This window comes from Parasphingomonas frigoris (assembly GCF_036663815.1).
Classification (GTDB): domain Bacteria; phylum Pseudomonadota; class Alphaproteobacteria; order Sphingomonadales; family Sphingomonadaceae; genus Sphingomonas.
Map to the genome: position 1 here is coordinate 800,779 of NZ_JAXOJQ010000001.1, position 26,326 is coordinate 827,104.

32 protein-coding genes are annotated in these 26,326 nt (G+C 63.2%); 19 read left to right on the forward strand and 13 right to left on the reverse strand.

From position 1 onward, the window contains the following. Window positions 1-275 precede the first annotated feature (275 nt). On the reverse strand, window positions 276-1,478 hold the full coding sequence (gene manD, locus U1872_RS03765; protein WP_332791516.1) for a D-mannonate dehydratase ManD: 1,203 nt from the start codon (window positions 1,476-1,478) through the stop codon (window positions 276-278). A 19-nt stretch (window positions 1,479-1,497) separates the two neighbouring features. After that, window positions 1,498-2,820 (reverse strand): MFS transporter, encoded by a 1,323-nt coding sequence (locus U1872_RS03770; protein WP_332791517.1) that lies wholly within the window; start codon window positions 2,818-2,820, stop codon window positions 1,498-1,500. Between the two features lie 21 nt (window positions 2,821-2,841). Between U1872_RS03770 and U1872_RS03775 the strand changes: the two genes are divergently transcribed. The 5 genes from U1872_RS03775 to U1872_RS03795 all read left to right on the forward strand — a co-directional run bounded on the left by U1872_RS03775 (window position 2,842) and on the right by U1872_RS03795 (window position 7,491). After that, window positions 2,842-3,633, forward strand: a complete 792-nt coding sequence (locus U1872_RS03775) for a GntR family transcriptional regulator (RefSeq protein WP_332791518.1) — start codon at window positions 2,842-2,844, stop codon at window positions 3,631-3,633. 376 nt (window positions 3,634-4,009) lie between these two features. Next, a complete protein-coding gene (locus U1872_RS03780; protein ID WP_332791519.1) occupies window positions 4,010-5,923 on the forward strand; it encodes a PAS domain S-box protein in 1,914 nt (637 codons plus the stop codon). A 39-nt stretch (window positions 5,924-5,962) separates the two neighbouring features. Then, window positions 5,963-6,118, forward strand: a complete 156-nt coding sequence (locus U1872_RS03785) for a hypothetical protein (RefSeq protein ID WP_332791520.1) — start codon at window positions 5,963-5,965, stop codon at window positions 6,116-6,118. 222 nt (window positions 6,119-6,340) lie between these two features. Then, a complete protein-coding gene (locus U1872_RS03790; RefSeq protein WP_332791521.1) occupies window positions 6,341-7,174 on the forward strand; it encodes a hypothetical protein in 834 nt (277 codons plus the stop codon). A 65-nt stretch (window positions 7,175-7,239) separates the two neighbouring features. Next, window positions 7,240-7,491, forward strand: coding sequence for a hypothetical protein (locus U1872_RS03795; protein ID WP_332791522.1), 252 nt, complete (start codon window positions 7,240-7,242; stop codon window positions 7,489-7,491). Here U1872_RS03795 and U1872_RS03800 read toward each other — a convergent pair. After that, the gene (locus U1872_RS03800; RefSeq protein WP_332791523.1) at window positions 7,464-7,631 is read right to left on the reverse strand and encodes a hypothetical protein; all 168 of its coding nucleotides are present in this window, start codon (window positions 7,629-7,631) and stop codon (window positions 7,464-7,466) included. The genes U1872_RS03795 and U1872_RS03800 overlap by 28 nt on opposite strands. A 423-nt stretch (window positions 7,632-8,054) precedes the next feature. On the opposite strand from U1872_RS03800, the gene U1872_RS03805 reads away from it, so the two are divergent. The 3 genes from U1872_RS03805 to U1872_RS03815 are packed head-to-tail and all read left to right on the forward strand — an operon-like array spanning window position 8,055 to window position 9,997. Continuing rightward, window positions 8,055-8,594, forward strand: a complete 540-nt coding sequence (locus U1872_RS03805; protein WP_332791524.1) for a DUF4437 domain-containing protein — start codon at window positions 8,055-8,057, stop codon at window positions 8,592-8,594. Continuing rightward, window positions 8,591-9,640 carry an SLAC1 anion channel family protein gene (locus tag U1872_RS03810; RefSeq protein WP_332791525.1) on the forward strand — a complete coding sequence of 350 codons (1,050 nt, stop codon included), beginning with the start codon at window positions 8,591-8,593 and terminating at the stop codon, window positions 9,638-9,640. Before U1872_RS03805 ends, U1872_RS03810 begins: the two co-directional genes overlap by 4 nt. Before the next feature lie 9 nt (window positions 9,641-9,649). Next, window positions 9,650-9,997, forward strand: a complete 348-nt coding sequence (locus tag U1872_RS03815) for a hypothetical protein (protein ID WP_332791526.1) — start codon at window positions 9,650-9,652, stop codon at window positions 9,995-9,997. A gap of 40 nt (window positions 9,998-10,037) precedes the next feature. Here U1872_RS03815 and U1872_RS03820 read toward each other — a convergent pair whose 3' ends face one another. From U1872_RS03820 to U1872_RS03835, 4 genes are all read right to left on the reverse strand, one after another. Continuing rightward, the gene (locus U1872_RS03820) at window positions 10,038-10,385 is read right to left on the reverse strand and encodes a carboxymuconolactone decarboxylase family protein (RefSeq protein ID WP_443025311.1); all 348 of its coding nucleotides are present in this window, start codon (window positions 10,383-10,385) and stop codon (window positions 10,038-10,040) included. Window positions 10,386-10,450: 65 nt separating this feature from the next. Then, complete coding sequence (locus tag U1872_RS03825) at window positions 10,451-11,440, reverse strand: alpha/beta fold hydrolase (protein ID WP_332791527.1); 990 nt, start codon at window positions 11,438-11,440, stop codon at window positions 10,451-10,453. 271 nt (window positions 11,441-11,711) lie between these two features. Beyond that, the gene (locus tag U1872_RS03830) at window positions 11,712-12,182 is read right to left on the reverse strand and encodes a GNAT family N-acetyltransferase (protein WP_332791528.1); all 471 of its coding nucleotides are present in this window, start codon (window positions 12,180-12,182) and stop codon (window positions 11,712-11,714) included. A 30-nt stretch (window positions 12,183-12,212) separates the two neighbouring features. Beyond that, window positions 12,213-12,617 (reverse strand): nuclear transport factor 2 family protein, encoded by a 405-nt coding sequence (locus U1872_RS03835; protein ID WP_332791529.1) that lies wholly within the window; start codon window positions 12,615-12,617, stop codon window positions 12,213-12,215. A 327-nt stretch (window positions 12,618-12,944) separates the two neighbouring features. Here U1872_RS03835 and U1872_RS03840 point away from each other — a divergent pair, with 327 nt between their 5' ends. Then, window positions 12,945-13,694 carry an alpha/beta fold hydrolase gene (locus tag U1872_RS03840; RefSeq protein ID WP_332791822.1) on the forward strand — a complete coding sequence of 250 codons (750 nt, stop codon included), beginning with the start codon at window positions 12,945-12,947 and terminating at the stop codon, window positions 13,692-13,694. 116 nt (window positions 13,695-13,810) lie between these two features. Here U1872_RS03840 and U1872_RS03845 read toward each other — a convergent pair whose 3' ends face one another. Both U1872_RS03845 and U1872_RS03850 read right to left on the reverse strand, forming a co-directional pair. Further along, window positions 13,811-14,446, reverse strand: coding sequence for a response regulator (locus U1872_RS03845; RefSeq protein WP_332791530.1), 636 nt, complete (start codon window positions 14,444-14,446; stop codon window positions 13,811-13,813). 12 nt (window positions 14,447-14,458) lie between these two features. Next, window positions 14,459-17,278 (reverse strand): sensor histidine kinase, encoded by a 2,820-nt coding sequence (locus U1872_RS03850; RefSeq protein WP_332791531.1) that lies wholly within the window; start codon window positions 17,276-17,278, stop codon window positions 14,459-14,461. A gap of 303 nt (window positions 17,279-17,581) precedes the next feature. On the opposite strand from U1872_RS03850, the gene U1872_RS03855 reads away from it, so the two are divergent. From U1872_RS03855 to U1872_RS03870, 4 genes are all read left to right on the forward strand, one after another. Further along, window positions 17,582-17,941 carry a hypothetical protein gene (locus U1872_RS03855; RefSeq protein ID WP_332791532.1) on the forward strand — a complete coding sequence of 120 codons (360 nt, stop codon included), beginning with the start codon at window positions 17,582-17,584 and terminating at the stop codon, window positions 17,939-17,941. Window positions 17,942-18,248: 307 nt separating this feature from the next. After that, window positions 18,249-19,100 (forward strand): carbohydrate porin, encoded by an 852-nt coding sequence (locus U1872_RS03860; RefSeq protein ID WP_332791533.1) that lies wholly within the window; start codon window positions 18,249-18,251, stop codon window positions 19,098-19,100. A 291-nt stretch (window positions 19,101-19,391) separates the two neighbouring features. Then, window positions 19,392-19,865, forward strand: a complete 474-nt coding sequence (locus tag U1872_RS03865) for a nuclear transport factor 2 family protein (protein WP_332791823.1) — start codon at window positions 19,392-19,394, stop codon at window positions 19,863-19,865. Between the two features lie 11 nt (window positions 19,866-19,876). Next, window positions 19,877-20,293, forward strand: coding sequence for a DUF2721 domain-containing protein (locus U1872_RS03870; protein WP_332791534.1), 417 nt, complete (start codon window positions 19,877-19,879; stop codon window positions 20,291-20,293). Between the two features lie 56 nt (window positions 20,294-20,349). Here U1872_RS03870 and U1872_RS03875 read toward each other — a convergent pair whose 3' ends face one another. Further along, entirely contained in the window at window positions 20,350-20,505 is a 156-nt protein-coding gene (locus tag U1872_RS03875; RefSeq protein ID WP_332791535.1) for a hypothetical protein, read from the reverse strand. A gap of 232 nt (window positions 20,506-20,737) precedes the next feature. Between U1872_RS03875 and U1872_RS03880 the strand changes: the two genes are divergently transcribed. The 6 genes from U1872_RS03880 (at window position 20,738) to U1872_RS03905 (ending at window position 24,884) form a co-directional block, all read left to right on the forward strand. Continuing rightward, window positions 20,738-21,631, forward strand: coding sequence for an MBL fold metallo-hydrolase (locus U1872_RS03880; protein WP_332791536.1), 894 nt, complete (start codon window positions 20,738-20,740; stop codon window positions 21,629-21,631). 24 nt (window positions 21,632-21,655) lie between these two features. Then, the gene (locus U1872_RS03885) at window positions 21,656-22,555 is read left to right on the forward strand and encodes a fructose bisphosphate aldolase (protein WP_332791537.1); all 900 of its coding nucleotides are present in this window, start codon (window positions 21,656-21,658) and stop codon (window positions 22,553-22,555) included. A 123-nt stretch (window positions 22,556-22,678) separates the two neighbouring features. Then, window positions 22,679-22,870, forward strand: coding sequence for a hypothetical protein (locus U1872_RS03890; protein ID WP_332791538.1), 192 nt, complete (start codon window positions 22,679-22,681; stop codon window positions 22,868-22,870). Next, window positions 22,867-23,244, forward strand: a complete 378-nt coding sequence (locus U1872_RS03895) for a DUF6130 family protein (RefSeq protein WP_332791539.1) — start codon at window positions 22,867-22,869, stop codon at window positions 23,242-23,244. Before U1872_RS03890 ends, U1872_RS03895 begins: the two co-directional genes overlap by 4 nt. 25 nt (window positions 23,245-23,269) lie before the next feature. Then, window positions 23,270-24,091: an alpha/beta fold hydrolase gene (locus tag U1872_RS03900; RefSeq protein ID WP_332791540.1), complete on the forward strand. Its 822-nt coding sequence runs from the start codon at window positions 23,270-23,272 to the stop codon at window positions 24,089-24,091. A 76-nt stretch (window positions 24,092-24,167) separates the two neighbouring features. Then, window positions 24,168-24,884 carry a dienelactone hydrolase family protein gene (locus U1872_RS03905; protein ID WP_332791541.1) on the forward strand — a complete coding sequence of 239 codons (717 nt, stop codon included), beginning with the start codon at window positions 24,168-24,170 and terminating at the stop codon, window positions 24,882-24,884. Window positions 24,885-24,889: 5 nt separating this feature from the next. On the opposite strand, the gene U1872_RS03910 is transcribed toward U1872_RS03905, so the two are convergent. The 3 genes from U1872_RS03910 to U1872_RS03920 are packed head-to-tail and all read right to left on the reverse strand — an operon-like array spanning window position 24,890 to window position 26,290. Then, window positions 24,890-25,258, reverse strand: a complete 369-nt coding sequence (locus U1872_RS03910) for a nuclear transport factor 2 family protein (protein ID WP_332791542.1) — start codon at window positions 25,256-25,258, stop codon at window positions 24,890-24,892. Between the two features lie 34 nt (window positions 25,259-25,292). Next, the gene (locus U1872_RS03915; protein WP_332791543.1) at window positions 25,293-25,628 is read right to left on the reverse strand and encodes a putative quinol monooxygenase; all 336 of its coding nucleotides are present in this window, start codon (window positions 25,626-25,628) and stop codon (window positions 25,293-25,295) included. A 53-nt stretch (window positions 25,629-25,681) separates the two neighbouring features. Beyond that, the gene (locus U1872_RS03920; RefSeq protein ID WP_332791544.1) at window positions 25,682-26,290 is read right to left on the reverse strand and encodes a winged helix-turn-helix domain-containing protein; all 609 of its coding nucleotides are present in this window, start codon (window positions 26,288-26,290) and stop codon (window positions 25,682-25,684) included. Window positions 26,291-26,326: the final 36 nt, after the last annotated feature.

Consider the following 26,326-nt stretch of genomic DNA (forward strand, 5'->3'; position numbering starts at 1 on the left):
GCGTGCGCGCGACCCCGGCAGTGCGGTGATTTTCGACGAGGGGGCGGTGCCGACCGCGCGGGGCTCAGACGCGATCCACGCGATGCGGATGCGAAAAAAGCCTGTGCCGGTGTCGGTGCGGTGTCGGTCCGTCTCCCCTGGCGACCGGCCTCCACGGGCTGGTCTTCGCGGTCATCTCTATTGAACGGGCGGCATGTGTCAATCTGAAATTTCAGATCAGACCTGACAAATTTCTCCCGCCCGGGGGAGGATTCAGGCGCCCCTACACTCGAAGCTTACCAGTGCCACAACGTCCCGTCCTCGAGGCGCGCCACGTCGAGATAGGCGCGCTTGTAGGGATAGCGCGCTGCCAGCTCTTCGTTGAACTCGACACCGTGGCCCGGCTTTTCCCCGCTCAGCAGATAGCCGTCCTCGAGCCGCCATTCGTGCGGGAACACCTCCTGCGCCTCGGGCGGATGGAAGGCATATTCCTGGATGCCGAAATTGGGCACCCAGCGGTCGAGATGCAGCGCCGCGCCCATCGTGATCGGCGACATGTCGGCCGCGCCGTGGCTGCCGAGCCGGACATGATGCAGCCCGGCGAGATCGGCGATACGGCGGACGTGGGTGATCCCGCCGGCATGGACCGGCGTGGTCCGAATGAAGTCGATCAGCCCTTCCTCGAGCAGCGTACGGCAATCGTGGATCGAGTTGAACACCTCACCCACCGCAAGCGGCGTCGTGCTGTGCTGGCGGATCATGCGGAACGCCTCCTGATTTTCCGCGGCGACGAGATCCTCGAGCCAGAAAAGGTCGAACTCCTCGACCGACTTGGCGAGCCGGGCGGCCTCCTGCGGGGTCAGTCGATGGTGCGCGTCGTGCAGCAGATGCAGATCTTCGCCAACCACGTTGCGGACATGGTCGAGCAAGCGCGGCATGTGGCGAAGATAGCGCGGGGTGTCCCACAGCGTCTCGCGCGGGCGCTCATACGCCTGCGGTGCAACGCCGACCTTGTCGACGCCGTAGGTGACCGGCATGCCGGGGATCGCGCTCTGCACGCGGACCGCCTTGAAGCCGCGCTGGGTCAGCGCGACGACCTTGTCGGCGGTTTCCTCGATCGTCTCGCCCGCGGCATGGCTGTAGCTCAGCATCTTCTCGCGGCTAGCACCGCCGAGCAGCTGGTAGAGCGGCATGTTGGCGGCCTTGGCCTTGATGTCCCACAAGGCGACGTCGATCGCGGCGATCGCTGCCATACCGATCGGCCCGCGACGCCAATACGCGCCGCGATAGAAATACTGCCACGTGTCCTCGATCGCGCTGGCATCGCGCCCTATCAATGCGGGGACAAGGTGGTCGGTCAGGTACGAGGCCACCGCCAGTTCGCGCCCGTTGACGGTCGCGTCGCCGATGCCGGTGATGCCGGCGTCGGTCTCGATCTTGAGCGTGACGAAGTTGCGGCCAGGCGAACAGACGAACACCTGCGCATTGGTGATTTTCATCGGAAGAAGGATCCTGAGGTCAGAGAGGTTTTGGGGTTGGATTGGAAGCCGGCTCGGGAATCGGCGCGACGCTTCCCATGACGACGGTGAAGAAGAACACGCCGACCGCGAGCACGCCGCCCGCAAGCAGGAAGGCGCCGCTGAACGAGTGCGTCGTGGCGACGATCAGGCCGGTCGCGGCAGGGGCAACGATGCCGCTGATGCTGTTCATGAAGTTCATGATCCCGCCGATCGTCCCTGCCCCGCCGCGCGGCGCGATCAACGATGGCAGCGACCAGCTCGCCGGTGCTGCGGCGGCGAGACCGCTCAGCGACAGGGTGATCCACGCGATCGCCCAATAGGGATCGTGCGTCAGCCCCGCCCCGACAACCGACAGACCGGTCACCATACCCGCGACGATGATCGACTTGCGGACCTTGGTCTCGTTCCAGCCGCGCCCGACGAGATGGTCGATCAGCCAGCCGCCGACCACCAGATCGGACACCGTCGCGAACAGCCACGGCACGATCGTGAAGCCCGCCGACGACAGCAGATCCATCTTCATTTCCTGAACGAGATACCCCGGCAACCAGAAGATGAAGAAGGCGAAGGCATAGCCGTAACAGGCGAAGCCGATGCTCAGCCCCCAGATCTTCCGGCGCCGCAGAAGGTAGCCGAGCAGCGACAGGCCGCCGGCGCTCGCTTGCCCCTCTTCGGTGGCGCCACCAGCAACGATGTAGCGGCGCTCCTCGGCGCTCAGCCGGGTGTCTTCGCCAGGCTCGCGATACAGTCGGCGGAAGAGCAGGAAATAGAGCAACGAGAGGAATCCGGTGGCGATGAACGCCCCGCGCCAGCCGAGCGTGACGACCAGCAGCGCCACCACCGGGATGGCGATGACATTGGAGAATTTGGCGGCGGCATCGAACATCGCGGTCGCGAAACTGCGCTCGCTGCGCGGAAACCAATAGCCGACCGCCTTGGCATTGGCGGGGAACGCCGGCGCCTCCGCGATGCCGAGTAGCAACCGCGCGACGAACAGGCTGCCGACGCCGATCGCGGCGCTGGTGACGAACGAGGCAAGCCCCCACAGCACGATGCTGATCGTCATCACCCGACGCACGCCATAGCGATCGAGCAGCAACCCGACCGGGATCTGCAGCGCGCCATAGGTCCAGCCGAACGCGCCAAGCAGCAGCCCGACGGTCAGGCTGTCGATTGCAAAATCCTTCTGGATCGCGGGCGCCGCGACGGTGAGGATCACGCGGTCGAAATAATTGACGATGACGCCGACGCCGAGCAGCGACGCAATCATCCAACGACGTTTACCTGCCGGTTTCAGGGTCGCCAGCGTGGCCGTTGCCATCTTCCGAATCTCTCCCATCACGTGCATCGTTGGTCTGAAATTTCAGTTTGGATAGGAGTACACCGCTTGGCTGTAAAGCCCGGATGCGCCAAAAGGCACGACAGATTGCGCCTGAGCTGGTGGGCGACGGGGAATTCGGCGTTGCAGAACTTGAGTCTATCGCAACAGGCCTATGACCGCCTAGAAGCGCTGATCGTCACCACCGACCTTGCGCCGGGCGCACGCACGACGCTGGGCGAACTCGAACGCCTGTCCGGTTTCGGCCGCACCCCCGTCCACGATGCGGTCAAGCGCCTCTCGACCGCGCGACTGGTCCATGTCCAGCCGCGCTCGGGACTGCGCATCGCACCGCTGGACCTTGAGGAGGAGCGACTGTTGCTGCCGGTGCGAATCGAAATGGAAGCAATCGCCTGCAAACTCGCCGCGCAACGCGCCGATGCCGATCATATCGCACAATTGTCGGCGGCCGCGGAAACGCTTCGCACCGGTCGCGATGGCATGACGCTCGCCGAGTTTAATCTGGTCGACAGCGAGCTGAATGCGATAATCCTAGCAGCCTCGGGCGAGATGATGCTCGGCAACACCTTGCAGCCACTACAGACGCTCTACCGGCGCTCGGGCTGGCTTTTCCAGACCTTTGTCGCGCCTGACGGCGCGATCGCCGACATCGTCACCGCGCACCTCGACCTGCTCGACATCATCATCAGCCGCGACCCGGTCGCCGCCGAGCATATGGTGCGCGCCATGCTGTCGGAGGTCTACTCCTCCCTGCAAAAGCTACAGAAATTCAAAATTGCTGAACGGTATGTCTGACGCGCTACCGCTGCGCTTCGGCGCGGCCTGCATTTCAGGGCGTCCTTTCCCTCTCTTTAGAAGTGCAAGGAACTCTCGCTGCTCCGTGCACACTGTAACGGCGACTGCCGCCCTACATTGACGAAAGATCTGACCCAATCATGGACGCTCGGCGCCATCCTTGCGCTTCCCAACTCGGGACACGCATCCATCAGTTCGCGATCACCCTGCAGCGGCGCTGAAATGTCGAGCTTTGGGACAAAGCTGTCGTTCGCAAGGCCGATAGCCAATCCCTGCTCCCGGCAGGAGCGGACTTTCGCGGGTCTCGAGCATCTGCATGGGGATGCTCCGGATTAGGTTTATCGAATGTCGCCCGAAACGGTGCTAAGCGCAGCGGATGACCAACGACGCGCTCGCGGACTGCCTCCCTACGTCGAACGCTCCAAGGTGGACCGACGAACAGCGCGAAGCTGCGCTACGGGCGTACGACATTCTCGACACACCAATCGAAAGCGATTTCGACGACATCGCGAAACTGGCATCGGAGGCGCTGAACGCGCCGATCGCGGTGGTGAACCTGATTTCGAACGATCGACAATGGTTCAAAGCAGAAGTCGGGATCGGCGCCCGCGAGCTCCCGATGGACGTGTCGATCTGCAAGTACGCGCTCCTCGAAGACGATCTGCTGGTTATCCCGGACACGCGCTTGGATCCTCGTGTGGATCGCAACCCATTGGTCACTCCGGACGATGGGCTGAGGTTCTACGCTGGTGCCTTGCTCAGAACGCCCGCGGGCATTCCAATCGGGACGGTGTGCGTTCTCGACCGATCGCCTCGCCCGAAAGGGATTACCGCGTTCCAGCGTCTGACGCTTGAGGTTCTCGCACGGCAGGTGATGACGCAGCTGGAACTACGCCGCGCACTGACCCACCAGCGCAAGACTGATCAACGCCACCGCCTGATCGTCGACAGCGCCATCGATTACGGCATCATAACGATGGACTTGCATGGGCTTATTACGAGCTGGAACATCGGTGCCTGCCGCTTGATGGGCTGGGAAGAGATCGAGATGGTCGGACGCCCGTGCGGCGACTTCTTCACGCCGGAAGACCGCGAACATGGTGTGCCGGCCAAGGAAATGGGTTCGGCGCTCACCAATGGCCGCGGAGTCGACGAGCGCTGGCACATGAGGAAGGACGACAGCCAGTTCTGGGCAAGCGGCGAAATGATGCCGCTGACCGATGATGACGACAAGCCTATCGGCTTCCTCAAGATACTGCGTGATCGCACGGTTCAGCGGGAAGCGCACGAAGCGCTTGAAGATAGCGAGATCCGAACCCGTTTGGCGCTCGAGGCTGGAGGCCTTGGTGCTTGGCAATCGTCGCCGAGCTTGCGTGAAATGACGTGGGACGCCCGCACACGCGAACTCCTTGGGCACAGCGCGGAAGAGCCGCTGGACTATGAAACGTCGTTCCTCGCGCGGGTACATCCTAGCGATCGGGCGCATGTGGTTGCCGCGAATGCCGCGGCCGTTGCCCCTGATGGCGATGGCACGACGGACATAGAATATCGCACGATCAGCGCGGTCGACGGCAAAGAGAGATGGGTCAACGCCAGAGGCGCGCTCGTAAGAGGCCCTGACGGAGGCAAGAGATTTGTCGGCACCGTCCGCGACATAACAACCGAAAAAGAGGCTGAAGCCCATCGCGTCTTGCTGACCGGCGAACTGCAGCACCGCATCAAAAATACGATGGCGGTCGTGCAGTCGATCGTCAGCCAGTCGCTGCGGAATGTCTCGACGCCAGAGGAGGCGCGGGATGCCATCAGCGAGCGATTGACGACCCTGGGGCACGCTCATGATCTGCTCGTCCAGTCGAGCTGGACGGCAGCGCCAATGGCGATGATCGTAGAAGGAGCGACGCGCCTGCACGGTGCGAAGCCTGGCCGAATCCTGATTTCGGGCCCTGAAATTCAGTTGAACGCAAAAGCTGCGCTCGCCTTCTCGATGTCGCTTCATGAACTCTCGACGAACGCCGCGAAGTACGGCGCGTTGTCGAACGAGGTGGGGCACGTCGAGCTAGGGTGGACGACGATCGAGCTGGAAGATGGGGAGAGCGCGCTGCTAGTGCGGTGGCAGGAATACGGCGGGCCGCCGGTAAATCTTCCGACGAGTACTGGCTTCGGCTCCCGTCTCATGCGTGGTCTGGCCAGGGACATGGGAGGCGTCGCAAAGCTCGAATACGAGCCCGAGGGCGTGGTCTGGACACTGGATTCCAATCTGGCAGCGATAACAGGCCCGATTGACGACTAATGCCAGACGTTGCCGAACGCCGCACAAACGGCACGGGCGTTGATCGGCTTGCTCAGTACAACGCCGGGAGGATCACAGCGCATCTGGCAGCGCTGGTACGACCATCAGCCGGACAAGCACGCCGCGTTGCGCGAGATGCTGATGCAGCGCGACCCAGTCGCCATCCTTGCTGCGGGACGCTTCCAATCGCGCTGATCGCCCCGATCGTAGTTTGGCAAAGGCAAGTGGGGAGTGCGAAACCGCGGCGACGACCCATTAGCCGCGAGGCGGCCAGGCAGCATTCTCTCCGTAGCGGCCGATCGCACTAATTTAGCGGCCCCTTTGGTAGCTGACATTCGAAGCGATCAGAGAACGGGCTCACCGACTTGCGCAGCGAAGTCGATCAGGTACATTTGCTCTGATTTCCGGGGGGAAACGATGCCGTACCGTCATGCACATTGGTGGGTGTTGGCCCTCTTCCCGCTGATCGGTGTCGCTTTTTGGCCGGGCTATCTGGGCCAATTTGCTCACGCGCCCTTCGCGCTTCATGCACATGGCCTGACGGCGACTGCGTGGCTTGTTCTGCTAGCGGTGCAGAGCTGGTCGATCCATGCACGCAAACCCGGGTGGCACAGAGCAACGGGTCTCGCCACATTCGTCATATTGCCGCTATTTGCTGCGGCTGGGCCGTTGGCGCTGCAGGGCATGGCAATCCTCTGGCGAACGAGCGCCGACCCGTTCCACGCCGCTTATGGCGCGCAGCTTGTCATCGCGGATATGATAGCCGGGCCCTCGGTCGTCATGATGGTTGCCTATGCCTTCGTGCAGCGGCGACACGTTGGCGCGCACGCCGCAGCGATGCTTGCGACTGCTCTGCTGGTCTTGCCGCCGATAATCGGACGCATCTTTCCTGACGTTCCAGGATTTCCGCATGGAGGTTGGGCGGGATTCGCAGGGTTCCGGCTGGCGTTTCAGCTCGCTGAAGGGTTGACGCTCCTGATCGCTGTCCGGCTGGCCAGCCGCAGGCCTGCTGGACGCGTGGGGTTCGGTCTCGCAGCTGCCTCGACCGCTGCGCAAATGATCGGGTTTGAGACAATAGCCAGAACCAAGATTTGGGACCGCTGGGTAGTTGCGCTCACCGAAATTCCGACCGCACCCATGGCTTTGGCAGCAGGGCTTATAACGGCTGCGCTCCTATGGTGGGCTTGGCGGAAGGCGCGTTCGCAGACAAGGCGACCAATAAGCAATTCAGGTGCGGGTGAGGCCGTCTAAGCGGCACATCGCCGGACCGAGATGCAAAGGCGGCCCTGGGGAATCGGGTACGCGCGCTCGTGCCGATGGATCTCGTCCGCCTGCGCGACATCGGGCCGGTCGATCCTACCCAGCAATATGTCGGCTTGTTCACCGTTTCGCCCGAAGGCCAGAGAGCGGCCTTCCAGCTTCGCCTGGTGGCCCCGCGACCAACAGCTTCTGCGTGGCGATGCTGGTGGTCGAGCTCCGCACAAGGGGAAGAGTACAGTTGGTTGACCGTGGTGGCGGCCTTGGCGCTGGTCTCGCAACGTCAGTGCGTGACCGCCGAATTGAGCTGATGCGATAGCGTCCAGAGACGATCTGCATTGCCGGGATCGAGCGCGTATGCGGCGTAACCACCGGAGAAGTCGGTCGGACACCTCGCGACCTGCTCGGCTTCGTTGCAATCCTCGAAATAGCGACCGCTGATGCCGTCCAACAGCGGCGACCCCGCCAACGACACGCTTGTTGCGGCCCCCTGCTCAGGTGCCCGTCGACGCACGACGGGCGTTTTAGCCGGCCGGTATGCTTCTGCAGCATGATTGCTCCTGGAACGATATGAGGCGCGTGACTCACCACTCGATCAATGCCGAGACGATGTCGCGTAAGACGGTGTTCGATCGCGAGTAATTGCCGCGAAGCGATCATACCCTGCCTGACCAACGTTTGGTCGAAGACCATTCGGTCGATGCACGACCCCGCCGTGCCTGGCTCTCACTTTTGCTAACGGCAACTCTCTCCGCAACGCCCCGCGCCCGCGCTAATGAATGCTAACATCGCGGATGCAAATGGGCGTCCCGGCCTCAGCGCCGAACGAGCGCTGGGATGTCGTCGACGGCAACTCCACGTGAGGACACGGATCATGCGGACGCTCAGGATCGAAGCGCAGGTGGAATACCCGAACACCTCATGGCCACATCGAGCGCGTCTTCCCCTTTCAAGGATCATCCTGCTGGGTGCCACCGTTAGCCTGATCGCGGTCACCAGCAGCGCGTCTTCTTTTCCTGCGACGCGGGCGTCCGAGAATATTCCGGTCGAACGGCTTCACTTCTATCAGTCCAAGGAAGGGCTGACTTTCGCCAAAGCCTGGGGCGATCCTGCCGCCGGGCCGCACAGCAACTACATCATGCTCCCCGGCAGCTACGCCAGCCCGCTGCACGTGCATACGTCGGACTATTATGGCGTCGTCGTGTCGGGCGTCGTGACGAACGAACGTCGCGCTCAGCCAGATCGGCCGCTGCGGCCGGGCTCCTACTGGTTTCAACGCGGTGGCGAGCCCCACACGACGAAATGCCTGTCCCGGGAAGAGTGCCTGATCTTCGTTACATCGCACGGTAGTTTCGACATCCGGGTGGTTCCCGATCCCGCGCCAGCAGGGCAAACCCCCGCTCGCAAGCCATGAGATCGTTCGGCGCTCCAGCGCGGCGGTCGCGTCGCGCGGCACTCAAGGACTGCTGGGCGACAGAGGCGCCCGCCCCCCGGCCAAAGCCAAGGTATTTCGAATATCTTCCGGTCGGCTTCTTCGGCTCGGTCATGGGTCTGACCGGTCTCAGCATCGCGTGGAAGCTGGCGTCACAAGCCTATCAGGTGTCGGAATGGATTTCGGGCGGCATCGCCCTGTTGGCAATGGTGTGGTTCATCGTGCTGGCGACCGCCTATGGCATCAAGGCGCTCACCGCCTTCGATGTGGTGCGCGGCGAATTCCGCCATCCGGTCGCGGGAAACCTGTTCGGCACGATCCTCGTCAGCCTGCTGCTGCTGCCCATCGTGCTGGCGCCCGTCTTTCGGTCGGCGGCCCAGATTATTTGGTGCGTCGGCGCAGTGGGCATGGTGGGATTCGCCTGGCTGATGGTCGATCGCTGGATGGGCGAGCGCCAGCAAGTCGCGCAGGCCACCCCCGCGTGGATCGTCCCGGTCGTCGGGCTGATCGACGTGCCGCTCGCCGTCCCGAGCCTGAACCTGCCCGCGGCACATGGCGTGACAGTCGCCTGCATGGCGATTGGCCTGTTCTTCGCCATTCCGCTCTTCACGATCCTGTTTTCTCGGTTGCTGTTCGAGGAGCCCCTGTTGTTGCCGCTCCAGCCGATGTTGCTGATCCTGGTTGCGCCGTTCGCGGTCGGATTCTCCTCCTACGTCGCGACCAACGGACAGGTCGACCTCTTCGCCGAGGGGCTGTACTGGATCATGCTGTTCCTGCTCGCGGTCCTGCTGGGCAGGCTGCGCCAGCTTTTGCACTGCTGCCCGTTCCGTGTCGCTTGGTGGTCCGTCAGTTTCCCGCTCGCCGCCGCTGCCGCGAGCGCAGTTCGCTTCGCCATGGCCCGGCCGAGTCTCGTCGCAGATTCGATCGCCTGGGGGTTGCTGGCGTTGGCCACTACCGTGATCGCCGCGCTCGCCATCCGGACCGTCGTCGGCATCGCTCGAGGCGAACTGAAGGCTCTCAGCCAATGATGCCGAAAAATGATCGATCGTGACCGCAGGCGATTCCGGGAAGTGGCGACGCTTTCGATCGGCGCGGCGCCGCTGGGCGTTACTGCCGACACCGCCGCCTTCACTCCCGATCCCGCACATCTACCGGCATCGGAAACGCCGGCACCGTTCGCCGAATCGCGAAGGCTCACGATGGAGGGCGACGCTAATCACCCGCCGCACGCGAACGACCGAGCTTACCTGTTTCTTATAGATTGCCCGCAACACATCACGCCACGCTTTACCGACGTCGAACTCGAGGAAGCCTTGGCACCGTTACGGCAGAAGATGCAGGCGCTCAAAGCCGAGGTCACAATGCTGCGAGCCCGTACCGATTAGACGAAGCCGGCGTGGTCGAGTGAGCCCGCGCTCCGATCGTTCAAGCCGGCGGATGCGCGGCGACGGCATCGAGCGTCCGCGTGGAGTAGATGATCGCCGCTCCGGCGTTGATCGCGACCGCGACACCGAGCGCTTCCGCGATTTCCTCGCGCGTCGCCCCGAGCTTGAGCGCGGCATCGACATGGCTGGTGATGCATCCGTCGCACCGCAGGCTGATGGCGACGGCGATAGCGATGAGCTCGCGCGTCTTCGCATCGAGATGGCCGGTCTTGGCACCCGCGCCGCTCAGCGTCCCGTAGCCGCGGACCGTATCCGGGCTGAGCTTCGCGAGATCGCCGACACCGGCGATGATCTGTTCGCGGTACATGTTCCAGTCGAGCATCGGCATCATACGATCCTTTATCGGAGCCCCCGCACGCCGTTCCGACCGTGGCGGCGTGCGGGTTGGCAGCTTCAGCGTTTGGTGACGTTGCGATCGAGGAAATCGTGGATCAACGGCGCCATTTCATCGAGCTTGTCCTCGAGCGCGAAGTGCCCCGAATCGATCATATGCAGCTCTGCCTTCGGCAAGTCGCGGAGGTAGGGCGTTGCGCCAGTTGCCGGGAAGATCTTGTCGTTTTTCCCCCAGACAATGATCGTCGGCGGCTTATACTGGCGGAAAAAGGCCTGGAATTGCGGATAGAGCGGCACGTTGGTACCGTAATCCTTGAACAGGTCGAGCTGGATGTCGAGATTGCCTGGCCGATCGAGCAAGGCCTGGTCGTGGCTCCAATTATCCGGGTCGATGTGAGACAGGTCGCTCATGCCGTCGGTATATTGGAACTTGGTCGTCTTGAGCGTCATCAGCCCTTCGAGCGCCTTCCGGTGCTCGGGCGTGTCGCCGCCCCAATAGGCCTTGATCGGATTCCAGAACAGGCCGAGCCCCTCTTCATAAGCATTGCCGTTCTGGACTATCAGCGCGCTGACGCGCTCGGGATGCTTCAGCGCGAGCCGATAGCCGACCGGCGCGCCGTAATCCATGACGTAGAGCGCGTAGCGCTTGATCCCCTTCTGCGCGAGCAAGCCGTCGACGATCTCGGCGTAATGCGCGAAGGTATAGGCGAATGCCTTGTGGTCGGGTGCCCCGCTCTCGCCGTAGCCGGGATAGTCGGGCGCGATCACATGATATTTGTCGGCGAGCAGCGGGATCAAGTTGCGGAACATGTGCGACGACGTCGGGAAGCCGTGCAGGAGCAACACGACCGGCGCGTTCGCGGGCCCCGCCTCGCGATAGAAGACGTCGACGCCATCGACTTTGGTAGTGTGATACTTGGTCATGACGACCGGCGCCATGCTTGCCGTGGCGGTGGGCCTTGCCTGCGCGGCGGGAGCGAACGGCGCGGCGCCGGAAACCAGCAGCGCAACGGCACTGATCGCCAAGCCGGGATATCGTAGATTTTTCATGACAAGTCTCTCTTTCGTTCTAGCTTGAGGGAAGGCGCAGGACGCCAAACGAGCCGAATTTCAAAGCCGGGGGCAGTGGGCTGGGCCGCGCGAAAGACGTTCGCGAAGCATCGCCTGGCCGGTGGCTAGAGGATAGGCATGATGCCGAAGTGGCGCCCGTGAGCACCAGCCAGCGGTCGTTAGATGTCGCGAGCGTCGTTGACGGGACGGGCGTGCCGGTACGCCCTCTGGCAACACGGCGGTCGCGGAGGGGCGATTTACTTTAGGGCTTTCAGAGCCGAAGCCGGAAGATCAGACTGTCTCGATCGGGGAATGCATAGCCCGGCGGCAAATCCGCTCGTGCGCACGGCTCGAACCCAGCCCGGCGGTAAAAGGCATGCGAACGCGTTGCGATTGACGGCGTATCGAGAAAGATGTCCTCATAATCCCGCGCGATGGCTGCGCCAAGGAGCGCATCAAACAAGGCCTTTGCTGGTCCGCCCGCCCCCCGGTGACTTTTCGATACGAAAAATTTCTTCAATGCCCCCCGCCGGCCGTGATCGAGTAACCCGATGGTGCCAACCACTTTGCCGTCGCAAAGTGCGATCCAGAACCCGCCACTGCGATACGAGGTCGCGACGTCGAGGAGGTCCGGCTGGTCCGCGATAGAGAGGTCGAGCCCCGCCTCGTAGTTTTGAATCGAGAGGATAAGCGCGGCAATCTCGTGGTCGCGACCGCCGAAATATCCTAGAATTTCGTACATCAAACCCCCGCCTGCAACTCGCGTCGATGCTCAAGCCCGGGTAGCGACCGAGACACGGAAGCTGTCCTCGAACATCAGAAAATGGGAAATTCGACGGTCGGAAACTGTGAGGACAATCGCGAACTGCGTCTCGATAAGGTGATCGGTTGCGCTGACGACACTTGCCAGCGCTCCGAGGATCACAGCCTTGCTGCCGTTTGTGACAATGTCGCGCACTTCGAACTGCCGGGGTTTCAGCAATCGGCGGCTTTCATCGATGAATTGGCGGACGGCACTGAGCCCGACCTTCCGGCCGATCCAAGGCAGCGCATCATCGTCGCCAGGGACCTCGAATATGACGTCGTGATGAAACATCTCTGCAATCGCATCGGCGGACGCACCCGTCCCGATCGCAGTCAGCAAATCCTCGGCAACGGTACGAATCTCGTCGGTCATCCTGTCTGTCCTCTGGCTTGGGTCGCGGCCAAGCTAGGCCCAAGAAAGCGAGGTGGGGCGAGAGAAGATGCGTGAGGCGTCGTTAGAAGATGCGCGCTGCACGAGCGCCCATCGCTCGCGAGTTACGCTTTCACGGCACCGCGGCTTGGCCCGGATCTACGCGATTTGCCGTCGGCTCATATCCTCTAACAAGACGCCGCTGGGCGCTGCGGCCATATCGGGGCCACCGCTGCGGCTGGCCAGCCACGCTACCAGACCATGCTCACCAAAAGGAATCGACCGATGCGCCCTTGGCTAATGACAGTGTCCCTTATCGCCATGCTTTCGATGCAGGCCACCGCACCGGCGTTGGCAGCCGAGAAGGAGACGGGCTCCAAACCGACGATCGTGCTCGTGCATGGTGCGTTTGCGGGATCGTCGAGCTGGAACGGCGTGGTCGCCGACCTCAAGCGCGACCATTACCCGGTCATCGCCGCCGCCAATCCGCTGCGCAGCGTGAAAGGTGATGCAGAATATGTCGCGATGATCGTCGCGAACGTCAAAGGGCCGGTGGTGCTGGTCGGTCACTCGTACGGCGGCGAAGTCATCTCGGTGGCGGCGGCCGGGCGGCCCAACGTAAAGGCGCTGGTGTTCGTGGCCGGTTACGCGCCCGAGGTAGGGGAAAGCGGGGTTTCGCTCAGCACCAAATTTCCAACCGGCACGTTGGGCGAGACCCTTGCCCCGCCGGTCAAGCTGGCGGACGGAACCAGCGACTTGTACAGCGATCAAAGCCGCTACTGGAAGCAATTCGCCGCCGACGTCCCCCAGGCCGATGCGGTCGCCATGGCGGTGACCCAGCGCCCCGTGACGCAGGAGGCGCTTGGCGAGCCGGTCGCGGCGCGGTCCTGGCGCGACGTGCCGTCATGGTTCGTGTGGGGAGCGCTCGATCGCAATATTCCGGCTGCGCTCCATGCCTTCATGGCGAAGCGCGCTAGCGCCCGCGAAGCCGTCGAAATTGCCGGCGCGTCGCACGTTGTGATGATCTCGCATCCGCATGAGGTCGCGAAAATGATCGAACGGGCGGCCGAAGCGCAGTAATCAGCCGAGGCGCCGTCGACACTACATTCGGCGGCCGCTTGATTTCGACGCGGCCGACCAGTGCGCGAGATGCATCGGACCGGCGCCCTTGACGAGCCTGAGCACGCGCAAAGAAGCTACAGGTCGATAATGCCGCGTCTGAGTGCCTCCATCACGGCCCGCGTTCGATCGTCGACGCCAAGCTTGCCGAAGATGCTGCGCATGTGCGTTTTCACAGTGTCCTCAGTGATCGACAATTGCCAGGCGATCGCCTTGTTCGCATTACCTTCCGCCGCAAGGCGCAGCACCGCGGTTTCACGCTCGGTCAAGGACTCTTCGCCGGCGCGAAGCGCCATTTCCTGCGCAATTTCGGCAGAGATATAACGCCTGCCGACATGGACGGCGCGGATCGCAGCAAGCAGTTCGGTGCGAAGCGAGCTCTTCAGAAGATAGGCCATCGCGCCAGATTTGATCGCGCGTGCCGCCTGGACATCGCCCTGATAGGTCGTGAGCACGATGATCCGCGCGTCGCGCCAACCGGCGCGGATCGCGTTAATCGCCTCGAGCCCGCCCATCCCCGGCATTTGCAGATCCATCAACGTCACATGCGGCCGCAATCGCTCGAACGCCTCGATCGCCTCGGTCCCGCTCGAGGCCTCCCCCACCATCTCCATGTCGCTTTCCAGCTCGACGATCGCGGCGATACCCTGGCGCAACGCCGGATGATCATCGACGCTGAGGATGCGGATCAGATCGGCTGTGGAGGTGTTCACGATGATCCTTTCTCAACGCCAGAAGGCGAGAGCCCATCGCCGCCGCGGCCGAGAATAAGCGGTCTTTGCCGGCACCGATACCAGCACCTCGGTCCCGTCGCCTTCGCGGCTAACCACCGAGAAAGTACCGCCGATGCGACGCGCACGCTCGCGCATGCCGACAAGGCCGTAATGGCCCGGCCGTTTGCCCTGCGACGCGACCTCACGCGACAAGCCGACGCCGTTGTCGCGTATGCCGAGCCGGATAAGATTCGCACGATAGCTGACGATAATTTCAATCACCGAGGCATGGGCGTGCTCGAACGCATTGCGCAATGCCTCGTCGCCAAGCCGCTGGAGTTCGTCCTGCGCCAGCGCATGGAGCGCCCGCGGCCTTCCCTCCACGGTCAGCTTGAAACGGGTTGCGCGCGATGCACCGAGCTTGTCCGCCAGTGCCACCCAGCCCTCTGTAAAATCCTCGTCAGGATTGTCGATCCGCAGTTCGCGAACCCGGTTACGCCCCTCGACCAGCGCGCCATCGGCACTCGAAAGCGCGCGCTCCAAGACGGCGCGCGCGGTGTCCCCGGGTGTCATTCGGTTGGCGGCGGCCTGAAACTGCAGGACCAACCCTTGAAAGGTTTGCAGCAATGTGTCGTGCAACTCGCGCGCAATGCGCTCTCGCTCGGCTAGCCGCACGCCCATCGTGGTTTGCATTCGCGCGGTCAGCTGCTGGACTCTAACCCTGTAGGCCCACCACAACAGGATTAAGCCAAGCAACAGGCAAAGCGCCTTGAACCATCCTGTCTGGTAGAAGGCCGGCGCAACGGTGATGAGCAAGGTCGCACCCTTGCGGCTCCATACGCCGTCGGTGTTGGCCGCGATCACGGTGAAGCGATATTGGCCGGGCGCGAGGTTGCCGTAGACGGCTTCGCGGCGCCGGCCCGGGTCGACCCAATTGTCGTCATAGCCCTCGAGTTTGTAGCGAAAGCGCACGCGCTCTGCGACCGACACGCCGGGTGCGGAATAGTCGATCGTGATATTCGCGCGCCCCGCTGGAAGATCGATAGCGACCGGGTCGAAATATTTGGTGGCGCCGCTTGTCAGCGAAGAAATGACGACTGGCGGCGGCGTATTGCTACGCTTAATCTCCTTCGGATCGATTACTACCACGCCGTCACTGGTGAGGAACCGAATGACACCGTCGCCCCCTTCTAAGATCTGTTGGCCCCAGATTCCGTTCTTTTGCCCTTTGCCCACCAATCCCTCGGCGGCGTCAATCAAGTCATAGGGGAGTTGTGCGGCTGAATCTTCAAACGCATGGTCGAGGTCGCTGGTCCTGACGCGAACGATGCCCGCGGGTGACTGCATCCACGTATCACCGCTGCGAGTCTGCGCGAGCGCTCGCAGCTTTGTCAGCCACGGGAAGCGACTGGCATCGATCGTCCGGAGCGCGTTTCCACGAACCCTAGCCAGGCCGCGCGACCCGCTGATGAGCAGGTCCCGTGTGCCACTGTTGACGCTGTAAATTGTACCGACGCGAAAGGCCGAGGCCTTTAGCATTGTCAGTTTTTGCGGATCGAGCAGCATGAGCCCTGTGCCACCAAGCCGGAGGATGGCAACGCCCCAAGGGGTGGAGCTGATACCACCCGGCGTCAATGGCGGACCGGGAACCGTCTTATCGTGCCATCCGACATCGTCTCGCCAAGACAGGCTGTTACTATATGTCCACAAGCGGCCCCGTGCATCACCGGCACAGCCGCCAAGCTCCCCTTTGGGGGCCAGCCCAAAGGGCGTCACACGGTTCGGCCCAAGCCGCAGCAAAGTCCCGGGTATCATGGTGATCACCGAACCATCGAACCGTCGACAAGGAGGAGTGATTTCGCCGGAAAGCTTCGAGATTTGCTTGACCTTGCCGTCGGGCCCGATCGCGTGAATCCCGATATCGTCTTCGATAAAGGTGGTGCCACCCGCATCGGTTTCACCGCCATACCCAGACGAGAGCGGACCCAACCCGCCTTGCGTCCGCACGACGGCCTTGCGCATCTTGTCCAGGCCGCCATTCGTCCCGACCCACACATTGTCTTCCCGATCGACCAGAATCGCGACCGTGGAGTCAGATGTCAGGCCGTCGGCGGCCTCATAAGAAGCGAGATGCGAGCGCGCAGATGGGTCGTTCAACTGTGTTGCCGAGACCTTGAAGATGCCTCGCAAGGCGCTCAATCCCCAAAAATTACCGCTCTGATCGAACGAAAACCGCGGTGATCTTCCGGTGCTCGCTCCGCCGAGCGGTCTCGCTGGGTCGGTTGCGCCGCCGGGATAATCTGGCAGGGGGCGCAAACCCAATTGATCACTCAGCCAGCGTCGTCCGTCCGGACCTTGCCCGATCCGGTACCGGCCGGGCGCTACGATGGCGGGGGTCGGTATGAAGCGCTGGCTACCAAGCGGACGGTATGAAATCCGGCCCTCTTGGGCAATCCAGGTTATGCCCTGCCGATCGACGAACAAGTGGAAGATTTGCCCGCGGACTCCCTGCTCTTCCCCGACCTCCTGCCATTTGCCGGCCTTGTATAGCGACAGCGCTTGCGTGCTGCGCCCGCTTACAACCCACATGCCGCCCCTACGATCCTCGGTAATGGCGGTGACAAATTCGGGGGGATTGGGCATGTGCAGATCGTAAAGCCGCCCCTTTCGATACAGCGCGACGGCACCGGGGCGATAGCCGATCCACACGTCGCCATTGGGCGAAGCATGCACGATCAGCGGTTCGAATTCGCCGAGTTCAGGATCGCTCAGGGCCGGCATTTTTTCAAAAGAGATGCCGTCGAAACGGTACAAGCCATCGACGCCGGTCATCCAGATGAAGCCATCGGACGATTGTGCTAAACTCCGTACAGACGATGGGGCACCGTCGTCCACTGTCCAGCTGCTGTGTTTGTATCCCTCGATCTTTTGCGCGTGGACCGACGCCGACATCAGCAGAGCGCTGCACATAGCGACCATACGATAGGCCAGTAGTATCAGACGCATATCGCTCGGCACCCTCCCACACATGTCTATCTGCTGGGAGGCTTGTCGCGTGTCGCCCCCGAAAGGGTGAGCGCGCGCTACCTCTTTGGCAGTTTACGAAAGCGATGCCGCATGGAGTAGCGGATGGGGATGAAACACATCCTTTTCGCCTTTCCCGCCGGTGCCGCTGGCGTGGCGCTCGTGTTGTTTCGCCTATCGGCCGCAGTGTGCATCGCTTCGGCGGGTGCCAAAATGCCGCACGACGATACAAAAGTCGCCGCGTTGGCGTATCTCATATCGCTCGGCATGATGGCGGGATTTCCGATGCGCCTGATTGCGGTCGCGTGCGCGATCCTCGCCGCCGTCATCGCCTCGAGCGTGCAAATCTATCCGATCGCGTACTCGGTGGCGTTCATCCTGAGCATGCTGGCATTGGCGTTGATCGGACCCGGGGCCTATTCGGTCGATGCCTTCTTATTCGGGCGGCGAACGGTCCATCTGCCGGGCTGACCCGCTCCCGGCGCTAGGATGTGCCGGATAGCGGGTTGATCCTACAAAGCGAGCATCGCCTGCGCGAACGCCTCACGCCAACATATTCTAAATTCTTGTTCGTCGCGGCCAAAAGCGGCGATGAAGGATGGGTGGCGACGGGCCACCGCGGGCATGGCCTAAGGGGCCATAGGATGCGCTTGGGGCGGGCATATCCGGCGTTTCCTTGCTCACCATTGCTGTGGCGCTATGGGTTGCGCCGTGTACGGCACAATCGACGACGTCGCCTCAAGCCGAAAGCACCATCCGAAGCAGCCGGCCCGTAGCCGTGAGCGCGATCTACACCGGCGATGCCAATGCCGATATCAGCGGCGGAGCAGCGACCGGAACCGCCTATCTGCATCGGATTGGACTGATCGGCGATATCGACGTGCAATCCGCGTTCGGCTGGCGCGGCGCGCGCGCGCATGTCAGCGTGCATTCGATCATCGGCACTGGGCCGTCGGCGTATCGCGTCGGCAATGTTCTGACCGTCAGCGGGATCGATGCAGAGCCCGCCCTGCGGCTGTTCAACCTGTGGATCGACCAGAAACCAGGCGACCGGATGACGCTTCGCGTGGGGCAGTTCAACGCCGATCAAAGCTTTGCGATCAGCGCCACCGCCAGCCTGTTCGTCAAATCCAGCTTCGGCTGGCCGGGCAGCTTCGCGGCCGACTTGTCGAGCGGCGGGCCGGCCTATCCGCTTGCCGCCCCAGGCGCGTCGCTGTCGGTGACCGTCGCCAAGCACACGGCCATGCGCCTGGCGGCGTTCGTGGGAGACCCGGCCGGGCCGGGGGACGGCGATCCGCAACGGCGCGATCTGCACGGCTTCGCGCGCGTCGCGGCAAGCCCCGGGAACCGCAACGTGATCGATCTGTACGGCGATGCCGGGCTGACTTTGACGGGCGCGCTGCGCTCGCGCCCTGACGACATCGTCGGGGTGGGAATTGCGGTTGCGCGCCTGTCTCCCGACCTGCGCGCCTTGCATCTGGATAGCTGTGCGATCGCAGGGGTTTCCTGCCATGCGCCGGCGGCTGAAGACCGCGATCATCCCGTCGGCGGTCATGGCCGCGACTGTGGTCACGCTATGTATTCGTCGGCGAAGCGCGCTTCCACGTCGGCCATCTTCATCGCCAGATAGGTCGGCGTAAAGAAGTCCTTGGTGAATAAAATATTAGCGAAAGCGACGATCCATCGGTCGTAATAGGCTGGCTTCTTCGACGCCGCCGATTCTGCGGAGATGCCTTCCCATGATCCAGTAAGTTGCCGTGTGTCGCCGCAAGCCTATGCGAGGTGAGAAGATGGGCCGGAACGGCGGCGTCCGCCCGCGCTCCAATCGGCCCGACACCATCTCGCATCGCCTAACGGATGCTCATTCGCCTCGCTGCGTCGATCGTGGCGATAGGTGAATCCACCGTCAGATCTGGAGATGATGATGCACGACCGCCCCCCACTTCCGCCTTTCACGACCGTCGAGGATGCGGAGCAGAAAGTGCGCCTTGCCGAGGACGCCTGGAACACGCGTGACCCCGAGTTCGTGGCGACCGCGTACACGCCGGACTCCCATTGGCGGAACCGGACCGAGTTTCTCACCGGCCGTCCGGCGATCATCGCGTTCCTCGCGCGCAAATGGGAGACCGAACATCAGTATCGACTGATCAAGGAGCTGTGGGGCTATCACGGCAATCGGATGGCAGTGCGCTTCGCCTATGAATGGCAAGATGCCGACGGGGCCTGGTCACGATCGTACGGCAACGAGCTTTGGGAATTCGACGAGCACGGCCTGATGCGTCGGCGCCACGCCAGCATCAACGATCTCGCCATTAGCGAGCGCGAACGGCTTTTCGATTGGCCGCTCGGCCGGCGGCCCGACTATTACCCGGGCCTGACCGCCTTGAACCTTTGACCCATAGCGGCATGCCCCTGTCCCCGCTCGATGGCGTTGCGCATGTGGTTCAGCTCGCGCTAACGCCGGTGTTTCTGCTCAGTGGCTTGGCGACGATGCTCAACGTGTTCACCACGCGGCTGGGCCGAGTGGCGGATCGTGCCGACCTGCCCGCTGACGATTCCACGCAGCGGCAGTTGCAGCGATTGCGACTAAGGTCACGAATCCTCGACGCCGCCGTGTTGCTAGCGGCACTTGCCGGTGTTTTGACGTGTTGCGCGGCGCTGACGCTATTCCTGGGGGCCCTGCGCAACGCTGGCGATGGCAAGCTGCTGTTCGGCTTGTTCGGCGGCGCGTTGGCCTGCTTGATCCTGGCGCTCACCGCATTCTCGGTCGAAACGATCCTGTCCGGGCGCTCCGTTCGCGAGCAGACAAAACGCAGGCCGTGAGGGCGAACGCGTCAGAAGTGCCCGATCGGAGCGCCGTTGTGGGTGCCCCGCAAGCGTCAGTCGAACAGGTTTGATGCGGCAGGGTCGCTGGCCGAAAATGTCTCCTCGAGCGCTTCGTCCAAAGCGGCCTCCGCCCGCGCGTCGCCTTCGACCTGGGCTGGATCGAGCCCGGGCGTTTCGGCATCGGACGGCACAATTTCTGGTGAGGGCATGCCAGCCGTTCCTATTGCTAATCATCGCGCCGAGCATAGGGCAAATCGCTCATAATCGGCATGAATTGTTACCAGATTCCGGCAGTAAATCGGGACTGGCCCCTTCTAACGACCGCTCACGACGCTTCACTGTAACAGAGGCGACCCTCGACCTTACTGTCGTGGCCGAACAATTTCGGCAGACAGGAGGATCTTTATGAAAACGACCTCGCAATCGTCGGTAGGAAAAGCGTTGGCCGTATTGGCGGCCACGACACTCACCTCCGCCGCAGTCTGGGCCAGCCCCTATTCGATGATCAATGCCGCTGCGGCTGCCGACCCGATCGTCACGACGAAGCTGCGCGGGGGCATGTCGATGCTATCGGGATCGGGGGGGAATATCACTGTTCTGACCGGGCCTAGGGGAATGCTCCTGGTCGATGCCGGGATTGCCGTGTCCAAGCCCAAGATCGAGGCCGCACTGCGCAGGGCCGGCAAGGGGCCGGTCCGCTATGTCATCAATACGCATTGGCATTGGGACCATACCGACGGCAACGCCTGGCTGCGCCGCGCCGGCGCGACGATCATCGCCGACCGACAGGCGCGCCATCGCTTGACCGAGACGCTTCGAGTGGTGGAATGGGAACACACCTTCACCCCGATCGCGCCGGCCGATTTGCCCAGCCATATCCTCTCGCGTGATACGGTGCTGCGCTTCGGCACCGAAAGCATCGCGATCCGCCAGTACGGCCTAGGGCATACCGATGACGACATGTCGGTCTACTTCCGGCGCGCCGACGTCTTGTCGACCGGCGACACGTTCTGGAACGGCATCTATCCCTTCATCGATTATGTCGGCGGCGGCAGCATCGACGGCGCGATCCGCGCGGCGAATGCAAATCTCGTGCTTTCCAAGCCCGGTACACAGGTCGTCCCCGGACACGGTCCGCTCGGCAACCACGCGCAATTGATCGCCTTTCGCGACATGCTGGTGACGGTCCGCGCCAAGGTCGCCGCGCTCAAGAAGCGCGGGTTGTCGGAAGACCAAACGGTCGCCGCACGGCCGACCGCGGCGCTCGACGCGAAATGGGGCGGCGGGGTCATCAACGGCGCGCTTTTCACGCGGTTGGTGTACCACGGGGTTTGACGAGCGCTGCAGTGGAGAGCGAAAGTGACCGACCCCGTCATGCTGGCGCACGTCAAAGGCGGGGCCGGGATATTCGCCGCGCTCGATCAAAGCGGCGGGTCCACGGCCGGCGCGCTCGAGGCTTACGGATTAGCGGCGGGCAGTTGGTCGGGCGACGAGGACATGTTCGCGCTGATCCACGCAATGCGCGTGCGCATCATGACCGCACCGAGCTTCGACGGCCGCCACGTGCTGGGCGCGATCCTGTTCGAACGCACGATGGACGGGCTCGCTGAGGGCCAGCCTATCCCGGCATATTTGCGCAATCGCGGGGTCGTGCCGTTCCTCAAGATCGACCAAGGGCTCGAGCTTGAAGCCGATGGCGTCCGCTTGATGAAGCCGATCCCCGGACTTGCCGATCTGCTCGCTCGCGCCAAATCGCTCGGCGTGTTCGGAACCAAAATGCGATCGGTCGTCAATCGAGCGGAAACAGCCGGGATCGCCGCGATCGTCGCCCAGCAATTCCAGCTCGCCCGACAGGTCGCCGAAGCTGGGCTGATGCCGATCCTCGAGCCCGAGATATCGATCGACGCGCTCGACCGTACTGCAGCCGAGCGAAGCTTGATGGCCGAGATCACCAGGCACCTCGAAACGTTGACCGCTGACCAACAGGTGATGCTGAAACTGACCATTCCGGCAATCCCCGACACCTATGCACCGCTGGTCGGCCATCACCGCGTCGCCCGCGTCGTCGCATTGTCGGGCGGCCTGTCGCGCGACGAAGCTTGCGAGCGCCTGGCGCACAACCACGGCGTCATTGCGAGCTTCTCACGCGCGCTGCTCGAAGATCTCGATCACGGGATGGACGACTCAGCGTTCGACGGTGCGCTGGGTGCCGCGATCGATCAGATCTACGCCGCATCGACGGTAAAGCGCGCGCCTTAGGGTAGGCCGCCGCTCGACCTCGCAGCAACTCACGGCTGCTGGTGGCGTCTTCCTGTCGCACCGCCCTCGCCCGGCATAATCTCCAGGTAATGGCTGACCGACCAGTCGTCGATGGAGTTGCTCATGGCACCCGACCCGCGCGCCTTTCCGGCGACATCTCGTAAACGGGCATTGGTCGGCGCGACCGGCCTGCTCGCCATGGGTGCGCTCGATATCGTGTCGCAAGCCTATAGCGCCGCAACAGCGGCCCCGCGCTCGGCCCTTCCCATCAGCCGGCCGGTGGAGGCCGCTTCGCCCGCGACCGTGAAGGCATGACCAGGTCGTTACCCTCCGCTCTGATCGCGATCGACGACGAGCCGGCGCCGCGGCTGATCATCGATCCGCCGCTCGCCGCACCCCTCGCCGAGGGACGCGTGTTCATCCAGTATCGCGCCGAACATCTGCGCGTCGTGCCCGTGTTCGGCGTCGGCGCGCTGGATGTGTCGCCGCGGATCGGCCATGTCCACGTGACGGTCGACGAGGCGCCCTGGCACTTCATCGATGCGAGCGGCGAGACGATCGTCGTGGTCGGCCTGGCACCCGGCGAGCATCAGGTGCTGGTAGAACTTGCCGACCCGACCCACCGAGTCATTGATCGTCAGCTCGTCCGCTTCCGCGTTCCCGGGCGACCGACCATCCCACGCCACTGATCACATCAAGAGTGAAGGAAGACCCATGCCTACAGTGACCACCAACGACGGTGCCGAGATCTTCTACAAGGATTGGGGTCAGGGCCCGGTCGTGATGTTTTCGCATGGATGGCCGCTCAGCGCAGACGCGTGGGAGGACCAGCTCTTCACCCTCGCCTCGCACGGCTACCGCGCGATCGCGCATGACCGTCGCGGTCATGGCCGGTCGAGCCAGACGTGGGACGGGAACGACATGGACACCTATGCCGACGACATGGCGGCGGTAGTGCAAACACTCGATCTGCACGACGTGACGCATGTCGGCCATTCGACCGGCGGCGGCGAAGTGACGCGCTATATCGGCCGGCACGGGACGGCGCGCGTCAAGGCGGCGGTGCTGGTCTCGGCGATCCCGCCGACGATGCTCAAGACCGAGCGCAACCCCGGGGGCTTGCCGATCGGCGTGTTCGATGACATCCGCAAAGGTGTAGCCACCGACCGCTCGCAATTCTATCGCGACCTCGCCGAGCCGTTCTTCAGCGCCAACCGCCCCGGCTCGACCGTGACGCAAGGAATCAAGGACGCGTTCTGGCTGCAATCGATGCAGGCCGGACTGAAGGGGTCGTATGACTGCGTCAAGCAGTTCTCCGAAAGCGTGTTCTACGACGACCTGGCGAAGTTCGACGTGCCGACGTTGATCATCCACGGCGACGACGACCAGATCGTGCCGATCGACGATGCCGGGCGCATGACGGTCGACCTCGTTAAGGGTGCGGTGCTGAAGGTTTATCCCGGCGCCCCGCACGGCCTGATGGTCACGCACCGTGACCGCTTCAATGCCGATTTGCTCGAGTTCCTGAAGGGCTGATCCAGCCGCCGCGCCGTCGGGTAGCCCCAGGCGGCGCGGCGCGCACGCGATAGCGCAATTGATGAGGAGACCGCGTGTGGGTGACTCTATCCAAGTCTCGACGCCGGACGGTGCGTTCGCTGCGTATCGCGCCGCGCCCGCGAATTTGCCGGCGCCCGCCGTGGTGGTGCTGCACGAGGTGTTCGGCGTGAACGCCGACATCCGACAAACCTGCGACGAGCTCGCAACGCATGGCTTCCTCGCGATCGCCCCGGATCTATTCTGGCGACAGCAGCCCGACGTCGATCTGGACGTCCGTTCGGAAGCCGACTGGAACACCGGCCTCGCGCTATACCGAGCCTATGATCGCGATCTCGGCGTCGGCGATATCGCCGCTACGATACGCGTCGCTGCGTCGATCGATGGCGCGTCAGGCAAGGTCGGCGTGCTTGGATATTGCCTGGGCGGGTTGATGACCTTCCTTGCCGCAGCGCGTACGCACGTCGATGCAGCGGTCGCCTTCCACGGCGCCGAGACCGAGAAATATCTCGACGAAGCCCCCGCCATCACCGCGCCGATGCTGCTTCACCTGGCGGGCGAGGATGAGTTCATGCCCGAATCGGCGCGACAAGCGATTGCGTCCGCGCTGGCGATGCACGCCAACGTGCGCGTGTTCACCTATACGGGGAGCCACAATGCGTTTTCGCGCCACAACGGCGCGCATTACGACGCGAAAGCCGCCGCGCTTGCCAATCAACGGACATGGTCGTTCCTGTCCGCCATGCTCCAGGGCACGGCCGCGCCGCCCGCCTGAGGCGATTATTTGGGCAAGGGATCGAAGAACAGAAAGAGCGAGGCGATCCGGCCATCCTCCACCACGACAAAGTCGGTACCGGCGTAAACCGGCGCTTGGCCGGGCGGGCCCGACACCCAACTAATGCGGCCGGCCGCGCCGTTCAGCGTCGCCGGCTCGGCAATCTCCGCGTAGCGATAGTCGGGATGCGTGGCGCGGACGTCGCCGGCGACACGGTCGATCGCGTCGCGGCCCGAATAGACTCCGTCGGGCGCCTGAAAAACGGCATTCTCGGTATAAAGCTCGGCGATCGCCGCGCGGCGCCGGACCGGGTCGCCTTCGCCGAACACCTCGTGGAGATTGCGTCGCAGAAGGTCTGCAATGCTATCGGGCATGATCTCGTCCTCTGGGTTGGCGGCCATCAGCCGACTAGGATGGCATGTCGAGCGCCTGCGCGCCGGAGATGAAGAAGATCGAACCCGAACGCGCGACGATTCGCAAGGCCAGTGCCTCGCTGAGCACGGCTTGGAAGGCATCGCTGCGGAAATGCTCGTCGAGTGCTTCCTGGCTGGCCCATCCCTCGGTGAGGTGAAAGATGTTCGGGTCGGCAACGTCGCGTGCGGCGTTGAGAAAGACGTTGCCCGGGCGACGCTTCGCTTGTTCGGCCATGCGCGCCGCAATCCGCTGGAAGGCTTCGGCGTCGGCGGGATCGAGGACATAATTCGCGACGATCAGAAAGGCGGGCGTTGCATTAGCGTCGACCATGGTCAGATCCCTTCTCGGTCCAGCGTGGGCTGTCCTCCCGCGCCTCGGCATGCCTAGGCGGCGGCCAGTCGGGCTGGGGCGACCGTAAACGCCGCCACTTCCTCGACCGACTTGAAGCTGAGCACGCTGATCTTCAAAGCGCGCAACAGCGTGGTCATCGCGTTGCGCTCCGCGGCATCCGGCTCGACGATGAAAATGAAACTTGCCGCTGTCGCGCCCAGCGTCGATTCAGGCGCAACGGCGATCCTCTTCTGCGGCAAGGTCGGCGCCAGCAGGGCATCCTCGTCATCGGCGAAGATGTAGCCCCGGCCAGGAATGGTCTTTATCCGGTCACGTTCGGGTCCGAGTGCCTTGCGCAGCACGCCCATTTGGAAGCGCAGGTTGCTCTCGTCGACGAAGGTGGACGGCCACACTTCTCGAACGATCTCCTCTTTGGTGACGAGCTTGCCGCGCGAGCGAAGCAGGACGACCAGCAGATCGAACGCCCGGCTGCCGAGCGGCACAGCGGTTAAACCAAGTTTCAAGGCGCGCGCTCCAGGACACACGGTGAAGGCGCCGAACTGCATTGTTCGCGCTTCAGCGGTGTCGACGAAATCCTCCGTGGGTCGCACGGCCGGTGGGATGGTGTCGAAGTCAACGCCGTCGATCGCTACCTGTGCCATCTGCTTGCTCCTGCCTGATGTGGCAAAAGATGGCCA

What these genes read in the sequence shown, in the direction of transcription:
- U1872_RS03790 (WP_332791521.1), top strand. Translation starts at nt 6,341, where the DNA reads ATGCCGTACCGTCATGCACATTGGTGGGTGTTGGCCCTCTTCCCGCTG.
- U1872_RS03830 (WP_332791528.1), bottom strand. Translation starts at nt 12,182, where the DNA reads ATGTACGAAATTCTAGGATATTTCGGCGGTCGCGACCACGAGATTGCC.
- U1872_RS03770 (WP_332791517.1), bottom strand. Translation starts at nt 2,820, where the DNA reads ATGGCAACGGCCACGCTGGCGACCCTGAAACCGGCAGGTAAACGTCGT.
- U1872_RS03910 (WP_332791542.1), bottom strand. Translation starts at nt 25,258, where the DNA reads ATGCCCGATAGCATTGCAGACCTTCTGCGACGCAATCTCCACGAGGTG.
- U1872_RS03825 (WP_332791527.1), bottom strand. Translation starts at nt 11,440, where the DNA reads ATGAAAAATCTACGATATCCCGGCTTGGCGATCAGTGCCGTTGCGCTG.
- U1872_RS03820 (WP_443025311.1), bottom strand. Translation starts at nt 10,385, where the DNA reads ATGCCGATGCTCGACTGGAACATGTACCGCGAACAGATCATCGCCGGT.
- U1872_RS03870 (WP_332791534.1), top strand. Translation starts at nt 19,877, where the DNA reads ATGCCCCTGTCCCCGCTCGATGGCGTTGCGCATGTGGTTCAGCTCGCG.
- U1872_RS03855 (WP_332791532.1), top strand. Translation starts at nt 17,582, where the DNA reads ATGAAACACATCCTTTTCGCCTTTCCCGCCGGTGCCGCTGGCGTGGCG.
- U1872_RS03810 (WP_332791525.1), top strand. Translation starts at nt 8,591, where the DNA reads ATGAGATCGTTCGGCGCTCCAGCGCGGCGGTCGCGTCGCGCGGCACTC.
- U1872_RS03815 (WP_332791526.1), top strand. Translation starts at nt 9,650, where the DNA reads ATGATCGATCGTGACCGCAGGCGATTCCGGGAAGTGGCGACGCTTTCG.
- U1872_RS03890 (WP_332791538.1), top strand. Translation starts at nt 22,679, where the DNA reads ATGGCACCCGACCCGCGCGCCTTTCCGGCGACATCTCGTAAACGGGCA.
- U1872_RS03805 (WP_332791524.1), top strand. Translation starts at nt 8,055, where the DNA reads ATGCGGACGCTCAGGATCGAAGCGCAGGTGGAATACCCGAACACCTCA.
- U1872_RS03850 (WP_332791531.1), bottom strand. Translation starts at nt 17,278, where the DNA reads ATGACCGGCGTCGATGGCTTGTACCGTTTCGACGGCATCTCTTTTGAA.
- U1872_RS03840 (WP_332791822.1), top strand. Translation starts at nt 12,945, where the DNA reads ATGCAGGCCACCGCACCGGCGTTGGCAGCCGAGAAGGAGACGGGCTCC.
- U1872_RS03920 (WP_332791544.1), bottom strand. Translation starts at nt 26,290, where the DNA reads ATGGCACAGGTAGCGATCGACGGCGTTGACTTCGACACCATCCCACCG.
- U1872_RS03895 (WP_332791539.1), top strand. Translation starts at nt 22,867, where the DNA reads ATGACCAGGTCGTTACCCTCCGCTCTGATCGCGATCGACGACGAGCCG.
- U1872_RS03835 (WP_332791529.1), bottom strand. Translation starts at nt 12,617, where the DNA reads ATGACCGACGAGATTCGTACCGTTGCCGAGGATTTGCTGACTGCGATC.
- manD (WP_332791516.1), bottom strand. Translation starts at nt 1,478, where the DNA reads ATGAAAATCACCAATGCGCAGGTGTTCGTCTGTTCGCCTGGCCGCAAC.
- U1872_RS03900 (WP_332791540.1), top strand. Translation starts at nt 23,270, where the DNA reads ATGCCTACAGTGACCACCAACGACGGTGCCGAGATCTTCTACAAGGAT.
- U1872_RS03915 (WP_332791543.1), bottom strand. Translation starts at nt 25,628, where the DNA reads ATGGTCGACGCTAATGCAACGCCCGCCTTTCTGATCGTCGCGAATTAT.
- U1872_RS03780 (WP_332791519.1), top strand. Translation starts at nt 4,010, where the DNA reads ATGACCAACGACGCGCTCGCGGACTGCCTCCCTACGTCGAACGCTCCA.
- U1872_RS03865 (WP_332791823.1), top strand. Translation starts at nt 19,392, where the DNA reads ATGATGCACGACCGCCCCCCACTTCCGCCTTTCACGACCGTCGAGGAT.
- U1872_RS03875 (WP_332791535.1), bottom strand. Translation starts at nt 20,505, where the DNA reads ATGCCCTCACCAGAAATTGTGCCGTCCGATGCCGAAACGCCCGGGCTC.
- U1872_RS03795 (WP_332791522.1), top strand. Translation starts at nt 7,240, where the DNA reads ATGGATCTCGTCCGCCTGCGCGACATCGGGCCGGTCGATCCTACCCAG.